The organism is uncultured Sphingomonas sp. (genome assembly GCF_964021865.1).
In the GTDB taxonomy this organism is placed as follows: Bacteria; Pseudomonadota; Alphaproteobacteria; order Sphingomonadales; family Sphingomonadaceae; genus Sphingomonas.
Map to the genome: position 1 here is coordinate 48168 of NZ_CAXIAM010000012.1, position 18526 is coordinate 66693.

Sequence of the window (18526 nt, forward strand, 5' to 3'; positions counted from 1 at the left end):
CTGGATCCCCGCCTCCGCGGGGATGACGGACTTGGGTCACTCGGAACCCGAAAGCGAAAAGGGCGCCGGTGTTGCCACCGACGCCCCGCATCTCGTTCTCGCGTCAGGTCGCCTCAGGCGGCCTGCGGGAGCGCCGCCTTCGCCTGCGCGATGATAGCGGCGAATGCCTCGCCCTCGTGCATCGCGATGTCGGCCAGGACCTTCCGGTCGAGTTCGACGCCCGCCAGCTTCAGGCCGTGCATGAACTGCGAATAGGTCAGCCCCTCGGCGCGGACGCCGGCGTTGATGCGCTGGATCCACAGGCCACGGAAGGTGCGCTTCTTCACCTTGCGGTCGCGATAGGCGTACTGGCCGGCCTTTTCGACCGCCTGACGGGCGACGCGGATCGTGTTCTTGCGACGACCGCGATAGCCCTTGGCCTGTTCCAGGATATTCTTGTGCTTGGCGCGAGTGGTTACGCCCCGCTTGACGCGTGCCATATCTTATTCCTTCTCGCTCAGCTGAGACCGTAGGGTGCCCATGCCTTCACCGCGGCGGTGTCGGCCTTCGACAGCACCTTGGTGCGGCGATTCTGGCGGATGTACTTGGCGTTGTGGCTCATCAGGCGGTGGCGCTTGCCAGCGACGCCATGCTTCAGAAGGCCGGTGGCCGTCAGCTTGAAGCGCTTCTTCACGCCACTCTTGGTCTTGAGCTTGGGCATTTTCATCCTTTCTGCTGCGCGAATCGACTGAGACGGCCGCGGCAGCCCCAGTTGGCCGGGCCGTCCGTATCCGCCGATCGCTCGGAAGCGGGCCGCATAGCGACATGATGCCCGGAAAGCAACCACCGAGGGGACGCAAGCGCAGGGAACCCGCGCCACGATCTCGCGATTGTACCGCGATGGCAACGATCGCACCAGCGCCGCAGACGAAACCGCGATGGCGGCGCGTCGCGCGAAACGTCGCAATGGTGCTGGTCGCGACGCTGGCGGCGATCTGGCTGGTGCTGTTCATCACCAAGGGCCGGTTCCTGAAAGGTACGTTCGAGCGCGTCGTCGGCGGGTTGACCCACCGCCAAGTGTCGGTCGGCGGCGACTTCCAGCTCTATTTCGCGCCGCTGAAGATCAAATTCTATGCCGAAAAGCTCACGATCGCCAATCCGGCGTGGGCGACGCGGCCGTATCTGTTCACCGCCGACCGGATCGACACGCGGATCGCGCCGCTGTCGCTGCTGTTCGGCAAGCGCCGGCTCTACTGGCTCGAGCTGACCAACGGTGCGATCGATCTCGAATGGACGAAGGCGCACGATCACAACAGCTGGACGTTCAGCGAAAAGAAGGGCGGCAAGCCGCTCGACCTGCCGCGGATCGACCGCGCGACCGTTACCGGCACGCAGGTCCGCTATCTCGACCCGCGTCTGCAGTTGCTCGCCGATGTGAACCTCGACACCATTCGGTCCACCGATGCGCGGATCGGCGAGGCGGTCGGGCTGGACGGCGGCGGGCGGCTGCGCGGCACGCCGTTCACCGTCGTTGCGCGGCTGCTGTCGCCCGACGCCACCGTCGCGCGCGGCAGGAACGAGCTGGTGATGCGCGCGCGCGCGGCGGGCAACACCCTCGATGTCGCGGGCACATTGCCCAGCATCGCCGCGTTCGAGAACGTGCCGCTGGCGGTGCAGGCGCGCGGGCGCAACCTCGCGACCTTGCTCGATATCATCGGCGTCGCGATCCCGAACACGCGCACCTATCGGCTGCGCGCGCAACTGGTGCAGAGCGGGCCGGAATATCGCTTCACCCACCTGCGCGGCACGTTCGGCGACAGCGACGTGCGCGGGCGGCTGACGATCGCCAATCGCGAGCGGCTCCACCTCGATTCGCAACTGACCACGCGCCAGCTCGACATCGTCGATGCCGCGCCGTTCATCGGCTACAATCCCGACATCGTCGCGACCAAGGGCGCGCTTGCCGCCGCCGCGGCTGCGGGTGCGGCCCCGGCGCGCATCCTGCCCGACGCCGCGCTGCCGATCGCGACGATGCAGCGCTTCGACGCCGACCTGACATGGCATATCGACCGCGTTCGCTCGAAGCGGCTGCCGATTGCCGATATCGACATGGTGCTCGATCTGGAGCGCGGGCGGCTGGCGCTGTCGCCGCTGACGATGACGATGGCGCGCGGCAAGCTTGCGACCGACACCGTGTTCGACACGCGCCAGCGGCCGAGCGCGGTGAGCTACGACGTGCGGCTCGCCCCCACCCCGCTCGGGCAATTGCTCGCGGGCTATGGCGTCGCCGAATCGGGGACCAGCGGCACGATCCGCGGGCGGATCCAGCTCAAGGGCCGTGGTGACACGATCCACGATTCGCTGTCGACCGCCAATGGCCGCCTCGCCTTCGTCATCCCGAGCGGCAGCCTGTGGACGCGCAACGTCCAGCTCGCCGAGATCGATCTGGGCGTGTTCATCCAGAAGATGTTCGAGGCGGAGCTGAAGGAGCCGGTGCAGATCAACTGCGGGCTGGTCGCCTTCACCGTCCGCAACGGCGTCGCGGCGACCGACCCGATCCTGATCGACACCAAGAAGAACGTGATCCTGGGCAACGGCGGCTTCAGCTTCAAGAGCGAAGCGCTCGATCTCGCCTTCCGCGCCGATGCCAAGAAGTTCAGCCTGTTCTCCGGTCAATCGCCGGTCGGGGTCAGCGGCTATTTCGCGTCGCCGTCGCTCAACGTGATCTCCCCGCAACTGGTGGCGCGCGCCGGGGCGGGGCTGGGGCTGGCGATCGTCGCGACGCCGGTCGCCGCGCTGCTGGCGTTCGTCGATCCGGGTGACGCCAAGGCGGCGCAATGCGGCCCGGTGCTTGCCGCCAAGCCCGCCGCCGCACAGCGCGACAAAGACGGCAAGCCGCGCAAGGATGTCGGCGAAGGCAAGGTCGAAGGGCAGAAGCGCAAGAAATTCCTGGGCATCTTCTGAGGTGCACGCCTTCGCCGCCCTCCTCGATGCGCTGATCTACACCCGGTCGCGCAACGCCAAGCTGAAGCTGATCGGCGATTACCTACGCGAGACGCCGGACCCCGACCGCGGCTGGGCAATGGCGGCGCTGACCGGCGAACTCGACCTGCCCGGCGTCAAGCCGGCGGTGATCCGTGCGCTGGTCGAATCGCGGGTCGACCCGGTGCTGTTCCGGATGAGCCGTGACTATGTCGGCGATACCGCCGAGACGGTGTCGCTGCTCTGGCCCGAGCCCGACCAGCCGCCCGAAGCCGCAGCGCCGCTGACGGTTGCGAACGTCGTCGACCGGCTCGCGCACCTGTCGCGATCCGATGCACCGGCCGCGCTTGCCGCGATGCTCGACCGGCTCGATGCGGAGGAGCGATTCGCGCTGCTGAAGATGGCGACTGGCGGCCTGCGCGTCGGCGTATCGTCACGGCTCGCGAAACAGGCATTGGCGGATGCGTTCGGGCTCGACGTCGAGGCGGTCGAGGAAGTGTGGCACGGGCTGGAGCCGCCCTACCCCACGCTGTTCGCCTGGGCGGAGGGGACCGGCGTGCAGCCGACCGCCGCGGACGTGCCGGTGTTCCGCCCGTTCATGCTCGCGCATCCACTCGACGATTTGCGCGTCGATCTCTCCGATTATGTCGCGGAGTGGAAGTGGGACGGCATTCGCGTCCAGCTCGTCCATGTTGCGGGCGAGACACGACTCTACAGCCGAACCGGCGACGAAGTGACGCGCGCCTTCCCCGACGTCGCCGCCGCCTTCGCGACTCACGGCGTGGTCGACGGCGAACTGATGGTGCGCGGCGACTTTCAGGGTGGCGAAGCGGGCAGCTTCAATGCGCTGCAACAGCGGCTCGGGCGCAAGGTGGTGTCGGCGAAGATGCTCGCCGAGGCACCCGCGTTCGTGCGGCTCTACGACATATTGTTCGACGGCGCCGAGGATCTGCGCGCGCTGCCGTGGACCGAACGCCGCGCGCGGCTGGAAGCGTTCGCGGCGCGGCTCGACTCCGACCGCTTCGATCTCAGCCGGGTGATCGAGGCCGAGGATTTCACCGCGCTCGAAGGCATTCGCGCCGGTGCGCGCGACGCCGCGATCGAGGGCATGATGCTCAAGCGCCGCGATTCGCCGTATGTCGCAGGGCGGCGCACCGGGCTGTGGTACAAATGGAAGCGCGACCCGCTGACCGCCGATTGCGTGATGATGTACGCGCAACGCGGCAATGGCCGGCGATCGAGCTGGTACAGCGATTATACCTTCGGCTGCTGGACAGACGACGGCGAGCTGCTGCCGGTCGGCAAGGCGTATCAGGGGATCACCGATCAGGAGATCGCGCAGCTCGACCGCTTCGTGCGCCAGCATACGCTCAATCGGTTCGGCCCGGTGCGCGAGGTCGAGAAGACGCTGGTGCTGGAGATCGCGTTTGATTCGATCCACGAATCGAAGCGACACAAGTCCGGGCTGGCGATGCGTTTTCCGCGGATCGCGCGGATCAGGACCGACAAGCCGGCGGCGGAGGCGGATACGCTGGCGGGATTGAAGAAACTGGTGACGTGACCCCCCTCTTCGTCATTCCCGCCCTTCGACTGCCTGCAAGGCAGGCGCTCAGGATAAACTTCGGCTGTAAGCCGAAGGTGAGAATCCAGAACCTCTGACGTTTCGCTTCTATCGATAGACCTGCGCGTCTGGATTCCCGCCTTCGCGGGAATGACGGGAGGGTGCGCGGGAATGACGGGAGAGGGTCTGTCCCCCGCCCCGCGCTTCTGGCAAAGCGCGCTGCCATGAGCTTCAACACCTTCGGCCGCGTGTTCCGTTTCACCACCTGGGGCGAGAGCCACGGTCCGGCATTGGGCGCGGTGGTCGATGGGTGCCCGCCGGGGATCGCGCTGACCGAGGCCGATATCCAGCCGTGGCTCGACCGCCGCCGCCCCGGCCAGTCGCGCTTCACGACGCAGCGACAGGAGCCCGATCAGGTCCGCATCCTGTCGGGCGTGTTCGAGGGGCGGACGACCGGCACGCCGATCAGCCTGATGATCGAGAATGTCGACCAGCGTTCGAAGGATTATTCCGCGATCGCGCAGGCCTATCGCCCCGGCCACGCCGATTACGCCTATGACGCCAAATATGGCTTCCGCGACTATCGCGGCGGCGGGCGTTCCTCAGCGCGCGAGACGGCGGCGCGGGTCGCGGCCGGCGCGGTGGCGCGTCTGGTGGTGCCGCAGGTCCGCGTCCGCGCGTGGGTGGAGGCGATCGGCGGCGATGCGATCGATTATGCCGCGTTCGACGATGCGCAGATCGACGCCAATCCGTTCTTCTGCCCCGATGCCGGCGCCGCCGCGCGCTGGGAAGCGAAGATGGACACCGCGCGCAAGGCCGGCTCGTCGCTGGGCGCGGTGATCGCGTGCGAAGCGACCGGGGTGCCCGCGGGCTGGGGGGCGCCGCTCTATGCCAAGCTCGACAGCGAACTCGCCGCCGCCTGCATGTCGATCAACGCGGTCAAGGGCGTCGAGATCGGCGACGGCTTCGCGGCCGCCGCGCTGTCGGGCGAGCAGAACGCCGATCCGATGCGCCCCGGCGCGGATGGCGTTCCCGACTTCCTCGCCAACCATGCCGGCGGGATCGCGGGCGGGATCGCGACCGGGCAGCCGGTGCGCGTGCGCGTCGCGTTCAAACCGACCAGCTCGATCCTCACCCCCGTGCCCAGCATCACCCGCGACGGCACTGCGACCGAGGTGATGACCAAGGGTCGCCACGATCCGTGCGTCGGCATCCGCGGCGTGCCGGTGGTGGAGGCGATGGTCGCGCTGGTGCTCGCCGATCAGGCGTTGCTCCACCGCGCCCAATGTGGCATCGATTGAATGATCTGCGCCGATTGTCAGGAACGTTCGGCGTCCGCGCATCGTTGACGAGCCATTCCACAAGGAGAGGTTCGATGCGTACTTATATCGCGATGACCGCCGCTGCGCTGTTGCTTCCCGCCGCCGCTATGGCGCAGACGACCGGCGCCGGGGGCACGATGGGCCAGACCGGCGGAACGATGGGCGGCACGATGCAGCCCGGTGGAACGATGGGCGGCTCCACGATGGGCGGCTCCACGATGGGTGGCTCTACGATGGGCGGCTCCACGATGGATCCGATGACCAGCACGCCGCAGACCGGCATGCCGAGCACGTCGACCGATCGCACCACGACGACCACCCGCTCGACGCGGCGCGCGCGCGGCCGGACCACCACGACGACCGGGCCGGACGCGGTAACCAATTCGCGCACCACGATGGGCCAGCCGCAGCAGGGTCAGCCGACCGAAGCGACGAACACGCCGCCGGACCAGCTCCCGCAGGGTGGCGCGGCGGGCACCGCGATGCAGCCGGGACCGCGTAACTAAGCCGCTCCTCGTCGTTCCGGGCTTGGCCCAGGGCGACGGTCATAAGCAATTCAGCCAAACGGCGACGGAAGCGTGCTTTCGTCGCCGTTTGTCGTTCCTCAGTCTGCGAACGGATCGCGCACCAGGATCGTGTCGGCGCGCTCCGGGCTGGTCGACACCAGCGCCACCGGGCAGCGGATCAGTTCCTCGACGCGGCGGATATACTTGATCGCCTGCGCCGGCAGATCGGCCCAGCTCCGCGCGCCCGCGGTCGATTCCTGCCAGCCTGGCATCGTCTCATAAACCGGCTCGACCAGCGCCTGATCGGCGGCATGGGCGGGATAATAATCGATCGTCTGCCCGCGCAGGCGATAGCCGGTGCAGATCTTCACTTCCTCGAACCCGTCGAGCACGTCGATCTTGGTGAGCGCGATCCCGGTGATCCCGCCGACCGCCGCCGATTGCCGCACCAGCACCGCATCGAACCACCCGCAGCGGCGCTTGCGCCCGGTGACGGTGCCGAATTCATGCCCGCGCGTGCCGAGCCGCTCGCCGGTCGGGTCGTCCAGCTCGGTCGGGAACGGGCCGGAGCCGACGCGCGTGGTGTACGCCTTGGCGATCCCGAGCACGAAGCCGACCGCCGCCGGCCCGAGCCCCGAGCCGCCCGCCGCGCTGCCCGCGATCGTGTTCGACGAGGTGACGAACGGATAGGTGCCGTGATCGATGTCGAGCAGCACGCCCTGCGCGCCCTCGAACAGGATGCGCTTGCCGGCTTCCTTGGCGATGTTGAGGTCGCGCCACACCGGGCGCGCGAACGGCAGCACGAAGCCGGCGATGGCGCGCAATTCGGCGACCAGCGCCTCGCGATCGATCGGGGGCTCGCCGAAACCAGCGCGCAGCGCGTCGTGATGCGCGGTCAGCCGGTCGAGCTGCGGCCCGAGATCGTCGAGATGCGCCAGATCGCAGACGCGGATCGCGCGGCGGCCGACCTTGTCCTCATAGGCCGGGCCGATCCCGCGCCGCGTCGTGCCGATCTTGCCCGCGCCGCTCGCATCCTCGCGCAACCCGTCGAGATCGCGGTGGAAGGGCAGGATCAGCGCGCAATTGTCGGCGATGCGCAGCGTCTCCGGCGTGGCGGTGACGCCCTGCGCGCCGAGCCGCTCGATCTCGGCCTTGAGCGCCCACGGATCGAGCACCACGCCATTGCCGATCACCGACGGCGTGCCGCGCACGATGCCGGAGGGCAGCAGCGAGAGCTTGTAGACATTCTCGCCGACCACCAGCGTGTGCCCGGCATTGTGCCCGCCCTGGAAGCGGACGACCATGTCGGCGCGCTCCGCCAGCCAGTCGACGATCTTGCCCTTGCCCTCGTCGCCCCATTGCGCGCCGATGACTGCCACATTTGCCATGAATGCGATTCCCCGCCTGCCGCTGCGAACCCGCGCGCCCTTCGACAGGACTCGGCACGCGGGCGGTTCAGGAATGTCGGTGGCGCGGGTAGCGGGGTGGCGGAGGCGGGTCAACCATGCGGTTGACGACGTGGCGTGGCGCGCGCCACATTCGGCAACGGGGGGACGATCATGCTACGAACATTCGCGATGGCTGCTGCGCTCACGCTGGTAGCGGCACCGGCCGCGGCGAAGGCGTTCAAAGTCGGCGAGCCGGCACCGTCGGTCGAACTGACCCTGATCGACGGCACGAAGACGACGCTTGCCGACCATAAGGGCGAGGTGATCCTGCTCAACTTCTGGGCGACATGGTGCGTGCCATGTCGCGCCGAGCTGCCGCTGCTCGACCGTTACTACCGGCGTCTGAAGGCGCACGGCTTGCAGGTGTTCGCCATCACGACCGAGGGATCGGTGCCGGTTTCCCGCATGAAGGACCTGTTCGCGGCAATGGCGATCCCGTCGGTACGGCGGGTCAAGGGGATGCCGGTCGAGATGCCCGCGGTTCCGACCAACTACATCATCGATCGGGCAGGCGTGGTCCGCTACGCCAGTGCCGGGGCGCTGGAACTCGACGATCTCAATCGCGAGATCATACCGTTGCTCAACCAGCCCTGACCGCCGGCCAACGCTTCGTTATCTCACAGCGCGCGTGCTTCCCCATCGGCGAGATAATGCGTGCAGACCTGCGCCTCGGGCGTATCGCCCGCCTCCAACGCCGCGACCGTGACCCAGCCGGCGGCGCGCAGCCGTGCCGCCTCCGCCGCCGGTGTCCCGAGCGGCAGGAACAGCCGGCGCCGGTCGCCCGTGGGCTGCTCGCCGACGAGCCGGTCGGCATAGAGCGAGAAGCCGGTCGCTGCCTCCTCCGCGCCGCCTTCGTGGACGACGGCATAGGTGCCGCCCCGGCCGATCTCGGTCCCCGCGCCGCCGCCGAACAGCGAGAAGCCGAGCCACGTCTGATATTCGAAGCCATGCCGCTCGGTGGGGTCGAGCGTCATCGTCACGCGATCCCCGAGCGCGGCGGCGATCGCGGCGAGCCCGTCGAGCCGCGTGGCGAGCACGCCCTCGCGATCGAACGCACGCAGCCGGGCCAGCGCCTGGTCGAACGGCCCCGCCGCCTCGATCAGCGGCAGATACGCGGGCGCGATAGCGGCGACGCCGCCGGCATCCTTGGCATCGAGCCGCTGGCGCAGTTGGTCGAGCGTCCCGGCCGCCACCGGCAGCGGCCCGGCGGCCAGCGTATCGATCAGGTCGGGGAGCGTGAAGTCGATTGAGGCCCGCGCGACGCCCGCCGCATCGAGCGCGTCGATCGCGACGGTGACGACTTCCTGCGCGGCGGCGCGCGAATCGAGCCCGAACAACTCCGCGCCGATCTGTCGCGTCTCGCGCGCGGGCGACAGCTGGCTGGCGCGCAGCTTGAGCACCGCGCCGGCGTAGCTGAGCCGCACCGGGCGCGGGTGGTGCCCCATGCGGGTCGCGGCGATCCGTGCGATCTGCGCGGTCAGATCCGGGCGGACCGCAAGCGTGCGCTGCGACACCGGATCGACGAACCGCACCGCATCGTGCAGTGCGCCGGCCTTCAGCCGCGTGCCGAGCGCTTCGGCGAATTCGGCAAGCGGCGGATCGACGCGTTCATAGCCGTGCGCGTGGATCGCGGCGAGCACGCGCGCCTCGATCGCGGCGGCGGCATCGGCGAACGGGGGCAGGCGGTCGCGAAGACCTTCGGGGAGGAGCGCGGTCATGTCAGCCCTCTGCCTCGCGGACAGAGGGCTGACAACCGTTCAGCGCGATGGAGGCATGTCAGAACGACAGCCCCATCGCGGTCTTCACCCCCGGCAGCGCCTTCACCCGCGCGAGCAGCTCGGCGTCGACCGGCTGGTCGACCGACAGCAGCAGCACCGCCTCGCCCCCGGCCTCGCGGCGACCGAGGTGGAAGGTGCCGATGTTGACCCCGGCTTCGCCCAGCAGCGTCCCGATGCGGCCGATGAAGCCCGGCGCGTCCTCGTTGACGACGTACAGCATCGCCCCGGTCAGATCGGCCTCGACCTTGATCCCGAATAGCTCGACCAGCCGCGGCGCGCTGTCGCCGAACAGCGTCCCCGCCACCGAGCGCTCGCCATCGGCGGTGCGCACCGCGACGCGCAGCAGCGTGTGATAATCGCCCTCGCGCTCGGTACGGATCTCGCGCACTTCCATCCCGCGATCGCGCGCCAGCACCGGGGCGTTGACCATGTTCACCGTATCGGTCTGCGTGCGCAGGAAGCCGGTCAGCACCGCGCTGGTCAGCGGCTTCGGATTGAGGTCCGCCGCCGCGCCTTCGCGGTGGATCGACACGCGGTCGATCGCGCCGGTGGTCAACTGACCCACCAGCGAGCCGAGCTTTTCGGCCAGCCCCATGTACGGGCGCAGCTTCGGCGCTTCCTCGGCCGACAGGCTGGGGACGTTGAGCGCATTGGTCACGCCGCCGGACACCAGATAATCGGCCATCTGCTCGGCGACTTGGATTGCGACGTTCACCTGCGCCTCGTTGGTCGACGCGCCCAGGTGCGGGGTGGAGATAAAGTTCGGGGTGCCGAACAACGGGCTGTCCTTGGCCGGTTCGTTGACGAACACGTCCAGCGCCGCGCCCGCAATATGACCCGAGTCGAGCCCTTCCTTGAGCGCCGCCTCGTCGATCAGCCCGCCGCGTGCGCAATTGACGATCCGCACGCCTTTCTTGGTCTTGGCGAGATTCTCCGCCGACAGGATGTTGCGGGTCTGGTCGGTCAGCGGGGTGTGCAGCGTGATGAAGTCCGCACGCGCCAGCAGTTCGTCGAGCGTCACCTTGGTCACGCCCAGTTCGACCGCGCGCTCCTCGGTCAGGAACGGGTCGAAGGCGACGACCTTCATCTTCAGCCCCAGCGCGCGGTCAGCGACGATCGAGCCGATGTTGCCCGCGCCGATCAGCCCCAGCGTCTTGGCGGTCATCTCGACCCCCATGAAGCGGTTCTTCTCCCACTTGCCCGCCTGCGTCGAGGCGTCGGCCTCGGGCAGCTGGCGCGCGAGCGCGAACATCAGCGCAATGGCGTGTTCGGCGGTGGTGATCGAATTGCCGAACGGCGTGTTCATCACGACCACGCCCTTGGCGGAGGCGGCGGGGATATCGACATTGTCGACGCCGATCCCGGCGCGGCCAACCACCTTCAGATTTGTGGCATGATCGAGGATGTCCTTGGTGACCTTGGTCGAGCTGCGGATCGCAAGGCCGTCATACTCGCCGATGATCGCCTTCAGCTCGTCGGGGGTCTTGCCGGTGATCTCGTCCACCTCGACCCCGCGTTCGCGGAAAATCTCGGCAGCGCGGGGGTCCATCTTATCGGAAATCAGTACCTTGGGCATGTTCAGTCCCTTTCGGAAACGGCCGTCATCCCCGCGAAGGCGGGGATCCAGAACCTCTGACGTTGCGGCTCTATCGACGACCTGTGTGTCTGGATTCCCGCCTTCGCGGGAATGACGAAGTTAAGGATCAGCCCGCCTTCGCGGTCGCGTAGGCCCAGTCGAGCCACGGCCCGAGCGCCTCGATATCGGCGGTGTCCACCGTCGCGCCGCACCAGATGCGCAGGCCCGGAGGCGCGTCGCGGTAACCCGCGACGTCATAGGCGGCGTCTTCCTTTTCGAGCAGCGCGGCGAACTTCTTGATGAAGTCGGCGTCCGCGCCCTCGACGGTCAGGCACACGCTGGTCTTCGACCGCGACGCTTCGTCTTCGGCGAGATGCCCGAGCCAGTCGCGCTCGGCGACGATCCGGTCGAGCGCGGCGGCATTGGCGTCGGAGCGCGCGATCAGCCCGCCCTTGCCGAGCCCCTTGGCCCATTCGAGCGCCCAGATCGCATCCTCGACCGCCAGCATCGACGGGGTGTTGATCGTCTCGCCCTTGAACACGCCCTCGGCGAGCTTGCCCTTGGAGACGAGACGAAACACCTTAGGCAGCGGCCAGGCGGGGGTGTACGTCTCCAGCCGCTCGACCGCGCGCGGGCCGAGGATCAGCACGCCGTGCCCGCCCTCGCCGCCCAGCACCTTTTGCCACGAGAAGGTGGCGACATCGATCTTGTCCCATGGCAGGTCATAGGCGAACACGCCGCTGGTCGCGTCGGCGAAGCTGAGCCCGGCGCGATCGTCAGGAATCCAGTCGCCGTTCGGCACCCGCACGCCGCTGGTGGTGCCGTTCCAGGTGAACAGCACGTCGTTCGACCAGTCGATCTGCTGCAGGTCAGGCAGCTGGCCGTAATCGGCGCGGATCACGGTCGGGTCGATCTTGAGCTGCTTGACCGCATCGGTCACCCAGCCCTCGCCGAAGCTCTCCCACGCCAGCGCGGTGACGGGGCGCGCGCCGAGCATCGTCCACATCGCCATCTCGAACGCGCCGGTATCGGAACCGGGGACGATGCCGATGCGATGCGTGTCGGGTAGGTTCAGCAGTTCGCGCGTCAGGTCGATGCAATATTGCAGCCGCTGCTTGCCGAGCTTCGAGCGGTGCGAACGTCCGAGGACGTCGGTCGCGAGCATGGCGGGATCATAGCCGGGGGGTTTGGCGCAAGGGCCGGACGAAAAATGCGGGCGGGCCGGCTTTTCAGCGGGCTTCACGGGCGCAAGGGTGGCGTCGGCGGCAATCGAATCAGTCATGTCTGTCTCTCCTTACAGAGAGCACGCGCGGCGTTGGGACCGCGTGGCCCGTCGACGGCCCTAGCGGTGCCGGTCCGTATTGGCAACCGCCCGTCGCATCGCCGAGTCCCTTCGTCACGCCGGACCCTTCGACACGCTCAGAAGGCCTTGTTCCGGGGTCCACCGTGCCGCAAATCAAACCGATGCGGGGTGAGCGGATGGGTGGATGCCGGAACAGGTCCGGCATGACGGTGGCGGCTTTGCTCGCGCTCGCCGGCTGCGGCCGCACCGAGCGGCCCGCCGCGCCGACGCAGCGTGCGCGGGTTGAGGCGCCGTCGGCGCGCGAGACCCGCCAGTGCTTTGCCGACCTGCGCGCGCTCGGCGTCGATTTCCAGCCGCTGCCCGACAAGGATTTCGGTGGCGGTTGCGCCTTGGTCGGGACGGTCAAGCTGCTCGACATCGGCGTGCCGACCGCAAACCTCGGCGCGGTGCGGTGCGGACAGGCGCGCGCCTATGCCGCCTGGGCGCGCAACGGCGTCGCCCCTGCCGCCTATCAGATCCTCGGGTCGGAGCTGTCGCGCATCGTCAGCATGGGCAGCTATGCATGCCGCAACACCGTCGGGACCAGCGGCCCCGCGCGCCGCTCCGGCCATGCGATCGCCAACGCGATCGACATCGGCGCGTTCGAGCTGAAGGACGGGCGGCGCATCTCGATCCTGCGCGACTGGAATTCCACCGACCCGGCGGTGCGAGAGTTCCTGAAGGTCGTCCATACCTCGGCGTGCCGACGGTTCGGAACGGTGCTGTCACCCGACTATAACGCCGTGCACCGCGACCATCTGCATCTGGAGGACGATAACGCGCGCTTCTGCCGCTAATCTTGCGAGTGTCACAGTGGCGTTCTATCTCACGATAAATGAGTGATACCCGAGTACCGAGCCGCGTGTTTCCGCGTGCCAAGCAGGATGCCGAGGTCGCCAAGACCAACGTTTCCACCCCGCAGACCGAGAGCCCGGCGTACCGCCTCGCCTTTCAGGACATGGATTTCCTGCTGCGCGAGGACCTCCGCCCGGTCCGTTTCCAGCTCGAACTGCTCAAGACGCAGCTGATTTTCGAGGAAGCGCATATCGGCTCGACCTTCGTTTTCTACGGGTCGGCGCGCATCCCGGAGCCGGCCAAGGCGCAGGCGCTGCTCGACCTGGCCACCGACGAGAAGAGCCGCAAGATCGCGCAGCGGCTGGTCGACAAGAGCAAATATTACGACATGGCGCGCGAGCTGGCGCAATTGTGCTCGAACTTCCCGCGCGACGAGGCGGGCAAGCGGCATTTCGTGGTCTGTTCGGGCGGCGGCCCGTCGATCATGGAGGCGGCCAATCGCGGCGCGGCGGACGTCCATGCCGAGTCGATCGGACTCAACATCGTCCTGCCGCACGAACAGGCGCCTAACCCGTACGTCACGCCGGCGCTGTCGACGCAATTCCACTATTTCGCGCTGCGCAAGATGCACTTCCTGCTCCATGCGCGCGCGCTGGCGGCGTTCCCAGGCGGGTTCGGGACGTTCGACGAATTGTTCGAGCTGCTGACGCTGATCCAGACCGGCAAGGTCGAGCCGATCCCCGTGCTGCTGTTCGGGCGCGAATTCTGGGAGCGCGTCATCAATTTCGAGGCGCTGGTCGAGGAAGGCGTGGTGTCGGAGCGCGATCTCGGCATCTTCCGCTATGTCGAGAGCGCGGCGGAAGGCTGGGCGGTGGTCCAGCAATTCTATCGCGACCGGCAGACGGCGCGCGAGGCGGCGGGAAAATAGGCCTTTTCGTCGTTGCCCCGCCGTCATCCCCGCGACGGCGGGGATCGAGACGCGCAGGTCCCCGCAGGAGCCGCCACGTCAGAGGTTCTGGATTCCCGCCTGCGCGGGAATGACGATCGGGGGGGGGCGGCCGTCCTACGCCGCCGCCGACTCACACACGATCTCGGCGGCTTCACGCTGCGGGAGCGGCGGCATGCCCAGCCGGCGGACGTCGACGGCGGTCAGGCGGTTGAGCACGACCGCGCCAAGACGGCGGTCGCGCGTCTCGATCAACACGCCGCCGTCAATCAACCGCAGCATCGGCCAGTCGACCTCACGTGCGCGCACCCGCGCGCCGCGCGCGACGACCAGCGCAAGCCGGCCGCTCGCGTCGATCGTGAGCGCCGCCCGGCCATCGTCGCCGATCACGGCGTCGAAGGCCGCAAAGCCCGGCAGCGCCTCCGCCACGGCTTCGATCGCTTCGTCGACAGTATGGATCAGGCGCTCCGCCCGACCGAAGCCGAACAGCGCCGCCAGTCGCACCGGCCTCAGCCTGCGTGCGCGACCGCGTCCAGCGCCGGGCGCAGACCACGCAGGTCATAGCCGGCCCCTGCCGCCTTGGCGGTCAAGGCGTCGGCGTCGTCCCCTTGCGCGGCGCGGGCGAGCGCCCACAGGTTGCACGAGCGCGTGCCCGACCGGCAATAGGCCAGCACCGGCCCGTTCGCCGCCGCCAGCGCGTCGCGCATCGCATCGACCTGCGGGCGCGAGAAGCCGGCATGGGTGATCGGGATCGCGGTATAGGCCAGCCCCGCTGCCTCGGCGGCGGCGCGGATCGCCTCGCCGTCGGGCTGGCCGGGTTCCTCGCCGTCGGGGCGGTTGTTGACGATCGCGACATAGCCGGCGGCGGCGATCGCGGGGACATCGTCGGAGGTGATCTGCGGAGCGACCGCGATCGTCTGGTCGAGAGGGCGAAGCATCGCGCTTCCGTAGCGAACCGCGCGCCGGTCGTCAGCCGGAAACGTCAGCCGTGCGCGCGCAGCGTGTCGAGGAACGCCTGGCCATACGCGTCGAGCTTGCGCTGACCGATCCCGGCGATCCGGCCGAGCGCGGCGAGCGACGTCGGGCGCAGCGCCGCCATCTCGCGCAGCGCCGAATCGTGGAAGATGACATAGGGCGGCACCCCGGCGTCCTTCGCCAGTTCGCGGCGTGTGACGCGCAGCGCCTCGAACAGCGGGTCGTCGACCGGATTGTCGGCCGCGCCCGCGCCGCGCCGCCGCCGCTCGCGCTTGGGCGGCTCGACCAGCGACAGCGTCGCCTCGCCCTTAAGCAGCGCGCGCGCCGCCGGGCCGAACTCCAGCCCGCCATGGGGATTGGTGCGCAGCGCATCCTTCAGCAGCAGCGCGCGCCCGACCGGCTTGAGCATCGTCACCTCGGTGCCGTCGACGATGTTCCATACCGACAGCGCCTCATGCCCGTTCATCAGGCTGCGCTCGCTCGATTTCCCGGTCAGCACCTCCTCGATATATGTCGCGCCGAACATCTGCCCGGTGCGGAACACCGCCGAGAGATATTTGCGCGCGGTTTCGGTCGCGTCGATCGCGGCGGGGGGCGACAGGCAATTGTCGCAATTGCCGCATGTCTCGGGTGGATGCTCGCCGAAATGCCGCAGCAGGATCGCGCGGCGGCATCCGGCGGTCTCGACCAGCGCGCCGAGCGCCGCCAGCCGCTGGCGTTCGCCGGGCTGGCGCTGCGGCTCGACCTCGCCGATCCGCTGGCGCGCGCGCGCGAAATCCTCGGCGCCCCAGAACAGATGCGCGACCGCCGGATCACCGTCGCGCCCGGCGCGGCCGGTTTCCTGATAATAAGCCTCGATCGACTTCGGCAGCCCGGCGTGCGCGACGAAGCGGACGTCGGGCTTGTCGATCCCCATCCCGAACGCGACCGTCGCGCACATCACCATATCCTCGGACGCGACGAAATCGGCCTGGTTCCTGGCGCGCACCGCCGGGTCGAGCCCGGCATGATAGGCACGCACCGGGCGTCCGGTGATCTGCGTCAGTTGCGCCGCCATCTTCTCGGTCGCGGCGCGCGTCTGGACATAGACGATGCCGGGGCCGGGCGTGTCGCGCACCACGTCGGCGATCTGGCGCGTGCTGTTGTCCTTCGGCCGTATCGCATACCGGATGTTCGGCCGGTCGAACCCGGCGACGATCATGCCCTCGTGCGGGATGCCGAGCTGTTCGAGGATGTCGGCGCGGGTATGCGCGTCGGCGGTGGCGGTCAGCGCGAGCCGCGGCACGTCCGCGAACGTGTCGAGCAGCGGGCGCAGCAAGCGGTAATCGGGGCGGAAGTCATGCCCCCATTCGCTGACGCAATGCGCCTCGTCGATCGCGAACAACGCCGGGCGGCCGCGCGTCAGCAGATCGCGGAAGTCGGCGGTCGAGGCGCGCTCGGGCGCGACGTACAGCAGGTCCAGCTCGCCATCGAGGTAGCGGCCGCGCGTCTCGGCCTTGTTCTCGTCGACGCTGGTCAGCGTCGCGGCGCGCAGGCCGACCGCGGTCGCGGCGCGCAACTGGTCGTGCATCAGTGCGATCAGCGGGCTGACGACGATGCAGGTCCCATCCAGCATGGCGGAGGGAAGCTGATAGCACAATGACTTGCCCGCCCCGGTCGGCATTACCGCCAGCGTGTTCTCGCCCGCCAGCACGCGCGTCACCACCTGCTCCTGCACGCCGCGGAACGCAGGAAAGCCGAAGATGCGGTGGAGGTCGGGAAGCGGATCGCGCGCCATGTGCACCGGCGCACCTAGGCGCGCGGGGCCGCTTCCGCAACCGCGGCGGGAACGGCGAGCGGCGGTGGCGCGTAATGCGCGAACCACCGATTTACCGAAAGACCGCGATGCGTGTGCGCCCCAATCTTGCCCTGTTTACCTTCGCCGCGGCGTCGGCCCTGTCGGCATGCGAGCGGCAGACGGCGGAGACGAACGGTCAGGCCGACCAGGCGCGCCCGATCGCCCCCACGGCGAAGGGCGTCGATGCGCCGCCAGAAGCACCGGCGGCAGCGCGATGACCGTCGAGCGCGTCAAGGATCACCGCTCCGAGCAGGAGTTCACGCTTGAGGTGGGCAGCCATCGTGCGGTCGCGGCCTATCAGCTGGAAGGCGACACGATCGTCTTCACCCACACCGTCGTTCCGCCCGAGATCGAGGGACGCGGGGTCGGCACCAAGCTGATCCGCGGCGCGCTCGACATCGTGCGCGACCGCGGATGGAAGGTGGTGCCGCAATGCCCGTTCGTGCGGGCGTATATCGAGAAGCATCCCGAGATGCGGGACTTGCTGGCGTAGTCGCACGACCGTCCCTCAAAAATCTTCCGTCACCCCGGCGAAGGCCGGGGTCCAGTTACGGAACGACTATGACGGCGCGGAGCGCTCAGTTACCACGGCCTTCCCAACTGGACCCCGGCCTTCGCCGGGGTGACGAGCAATAGGCTGGGGCGACGGCGATCGGGGCGTTACTCCGCCACGCGGCTCCCGTCCGCGTTCAGCCCGAGATCGTGGAGCAGCGGTCCCACTTCCGGATCCTTGCCGTTGAAGGCGCGGAACATCGGCGCGTAATCTTCGGTGTGGCCCTTCGACAGGATCATGTCACGGAAACGCTGGCCGTTTGCGCGCGTCAGCCCGCCGTGGTTCTCGAACCACGCATAGGCGTTGGCGTCGAGCATCTTGGTCCACTGATAGGCATAATAGCCCGCCGAATAGCCATTGCCCCAGATGTGGAGGAAATAGCTCGACCGGTAGCGCGGCGGCACGTCATCGGTATCGAGCCCGGTCGCCGCCAGCGCCTTCGGCTCGAACACATTGACGTCCTGACGCCCTGCGCTCGCGGGCAGCGAGTGCCAGCTCATGTCCAGCTCGGCCGCCGCCAGCGCCTGCCCGAAGCTGCTGCCGGTGTTGAATGTCGCGGCGCGCTTGATCTTGGCGACCAGCGCGGGCGGGATCACCTGCCCCTGCCGATTGACCGCATAATGCGGCAGCACCTTGGGATCGAGCGCCCAATGTTCGTTGAACTGCGAGGGGAATTCGACGAAGTCGCGCGCGGTGTTGGTGCCCGACACAGACGGATAGGTCTGGTTCGCGAACAGCCCGTGCAGCGCATGGCCGAACTCGTGGAACATCGTCGTGACGTCATCGAAGGTGATGAGCGCGGGCTGCCCCGCCGCCGGCTTCGTAAAATTGCCGACATTATAGATCACCGGCTTGGTGCCGAGCAGCTTCGACTGGTTGACGAAGTTCGACATCCACGCGCCGCCGTTCTTGTTGTCGCGCTTCCA

At 68.4% G+C, this 18526-nt stretch carries 19 protein-coding genes; 9 read left to right on the top strand and 10 right to left on the bottom strand.

The genetic code is table 11. From position 1 onward, the window contains the following. Positions 1 to 113: 113 nt before the first annotated feature. Positions 114 to 479 carry a 50S ribosomal protein L20 gene (gene rplT, locus AADI75_RS05165; RefSeq protein ID WP_159753934.1) on the bottom strand — a complete coding sequence of 122 codons (366 nt, stop codon included), beginning with the start codon at positions 477 to 479 and terminating at the stop codon, positions 114 to 116. 17 nt (positions 480 to 496) lie between these two features. Continuing rightward, positions 497 to 700: a 50S ribosomal protein L35 gene (rpmI, locus tag AADI75_RS05170; protein WP_028967242.1), complete on the bottom strand. Its 204-nt coding sequence runs from the start codon at positions 698 to 700 to the stop codon at positions 497 to 499. A gap of 179 nt (positions 701 to 879) precedes the next feature. On the opposite strand from rpmI, the gene AADI75_RS05175 reads away from it, so the two are divergent. The 4 genes from AADI75_RS05175 to AADI75_RS05190 all read left to right on the top strand — a co-directional run bounded on the left by AADI75_RS05175 (position 880) and on the right by AADI75_RS05190 (position 6350). Beyond that, a complete protein-coding gene (locus AADI75_RS05175) occupies positions 880 to 2943 on the top strand; it encodes an AsmA family protein (RefSeq protein WP_341207976.1) in 2064 nt (687 codons plus the stop codon). A 1-nt stretch (position 2944) separates the two neighbouring features. Further along, positions 2945 to 4522, top strand: coding sequence for a cisplatin damage response ATP-dependent DNA ligase (locus AADI75_RS05180; protein ID WP_341207977.1), 1578 nt, complete (start codon positions 2945 to 2947; stop codon positions 4520 to 4522). A gap of 224 nt (positions 4523 to 4746) precedes the next feature. Continuing rightward, positions 4747 to 5823, top strand: a complete 1077-nt coding sequence (gene aroC / locus AADI75_RS05185; protein ID WP_341207978.1) for a chorismate synthase — start codon at positions 4747 to 4749, stop codon at positions 5821 to 5823. Between the two features lie 74 nt (positions 5824 to 5897). Beyond that, the gene (locus tag AADI75_RS05190) at positions 5898 to 6350 is read left to right on the top strand and encodes a hypothetical protein (RefSeq protein WP_341207979.1); all 453 of its coding nucleotides are present in this window, start codon (positions 5898 to 5900) and stop codon (positions 6348 to 6350) included. A gap of 98 nt (positions 6351 to 6448) precedes the next feature. On the opposite strand, the gene AADI75_RS05195 is transcribed toward AADI75_RS05190, so the two are convergent. Continuing rightward, positions 6449 to 7738, bottom strand: a complete 1290-nt coding sequence (locus AADI75_RS05195) for an adenylosuccinate synthase (RefSeq protein ID WP_341207980.1) — start codon at positions 7736 to 7738, stop codon at positions 6449 to 6451. A 189-nt stretch (positions 7739 to 7927) separates the two neighbouring features. On the opposite strand from AADI75_RS05195, the gene AADI75_RS05200 reads away from it, so the two are divergent. Then, a complete protein-coding gene (locus AADI75_RS05200) occupies positions 7928 to 8392 on the top strand; it encodes a TlpA disulfide reductase family protein (protein WP_341207981.1) in 465 nt (154 codons plus the stop codon). Positions 8393 to 8415: 23 nt separating this feature from the next. On the opposite strand, the gene AADI75_RS05205 is transcribed toward AADI75_RS05200, so the two are convergent. The 3 genes from AADI75_RS05205 to AADI75_RS05215 form a co-directional block, all read right to left on the bottom strand. Beyond that, a complete protein-coding gene (locus tag AADI75_RS05205) occupies positions 8416 to 9516 on the bottom strand; it encodes an ATP phosphoribosyltransferase regulatory subunit (protein WP_341207982.1) in 1101 nt (366 codons plus the stop codon). Positions 9517 to 9574: 58 nt separating this feature from the next. Beyond that, positions 9575 to 11152: a phosphoglycerate dehydrogenase gene (serA, locus tag AADI75_RS05210; protein WP_341207983.1), complete on the bottom strand. Its 1578-nt coding sequence runs from the start codon at positions 11150 to 11152 to the stop codon at positions 9575 to 9577. Between the two features lie 127 nt (positions 11153 to 11279). Beyond that, entirely contained in the window at positions 11280 to 12434 is a 1155-nt protein-coding gene (locus AADI75_RS05215) for a phosphoserine transaminase (protein ID WP_341207984.1), read from the bottom strand. A gap of 224 nt (positions 12435 to 12658) precedes the next feature. Here AADI75_RS05215 and AADI75_RS05220 point away from each other — a divergent pair, with 224 nt between their 5' ends. Beyond that, entirely contained in the window at positions 12659 to 13291 is a 633-nt protein-coding gene (locus AADI75_RS05220; RefSeq protein WP_341207985.1) for an extensin family protein, read from the top strand. Positions 13292 to 13329: 38 nt separating this feature from the next. Further along, complete coding sequence (locus AADI75_RS05225) at positions 13330 to 14217, top strand: LOG family protein (protein WP_341207986.1); 888 nt, start codon at positions 13330 to 13332, stop codon at positions 14215 to 14217. A 135-nt stretch (positions 14218 to 14352) separates the two neighbouring features. On the opposite strand, the gene AADI75_RS05230 is transcribed toward AADI75_RS05225, so the two are convergent. The 3 genes from AADI75_RS05230 to recQ are packed head-to-tail and all read right to left on the bottom strand — an operon-like array spanning position 14353 to position 16987. Beyond that, positions 14353 to 14739: a hypothetical protein gene (locus AADI75_RS05230; RefSeq protein WP_341207987.1), complete on the bottom strand. Its 387-nt coding sequence runs from the start codon at positions 14737 to 14739 to the stop codon at positions 14353 to 14355. 5 nt (positions 14740 to 14744) lie between these two features. Continuing rightward, positions 14745 to 15173 carry a TIGR01244 family sulfur transferase gene (locus tag AADI75_RS05235; protein WP_341207988.1) on the bottom strand — a complete coding sequence of 143 codons (429 nt, stop codon included), beginning with the start codon at positions 15171 to 15173 and terminating at the stop codon, positions 14745 to 14747. Between the two features lie 44 nt (positions 15174 to 15217). Then, a complete protein-coding gene (gene recQ / locus AADI75_RS05240; RefSeq protein ID WP_341207989.1) occupies positions 15218 to 16987 on the bottom strand; it encodes a DNA helicase RecQ in 1770 nt (589 codons plus the stop codon). 107 nt (positions 16988 to 17094) lie between these two features. Here recQ and AADI75_RS05245 point away from each other — a divergent pair, with 107 nt between their 5' ends. Both AADI75_RS05245 and AADI75_RS05250 read left to right on the top strand, forming a co-directional pair. Further along, complete coding sequence (locus AADI75_RS05245) at positions 17095 to 17265, top strand: hypothetical protein (RefSeq protein WP_341207990.1); 171 nt, start codon at positions 17095 to 17097, stop codon at positions 17263 to 17265. After that, complete coding sequence (locus AADI75_RS05250; RefSeq protein ID WP_341207991.1) at positions 17262 to 17540, top strand: GNAT family N-acetyltransferase; 279 nt, start codon at positions 17262 to 17264, stop codon at positions 17538 to 17540. Before AADI75_RS05245 ends, AADI75_RS05250 begins: the two co-directional genes overlap by 4 nt. 167 nt (positions 17541 to 17707) lie before the next feature. On the opposite strand, the gene AADI75_RS05255 is transcribed toward AADI75_RS05250, so the two are convergent. After that, on the bottom strand, positions 17708 to 18526 hold an 819-nt coding region (locus tag AADI75_RS05255; protein WP_341207992.1), incomplete at its 5' end, for a M3 family metallopeptidase.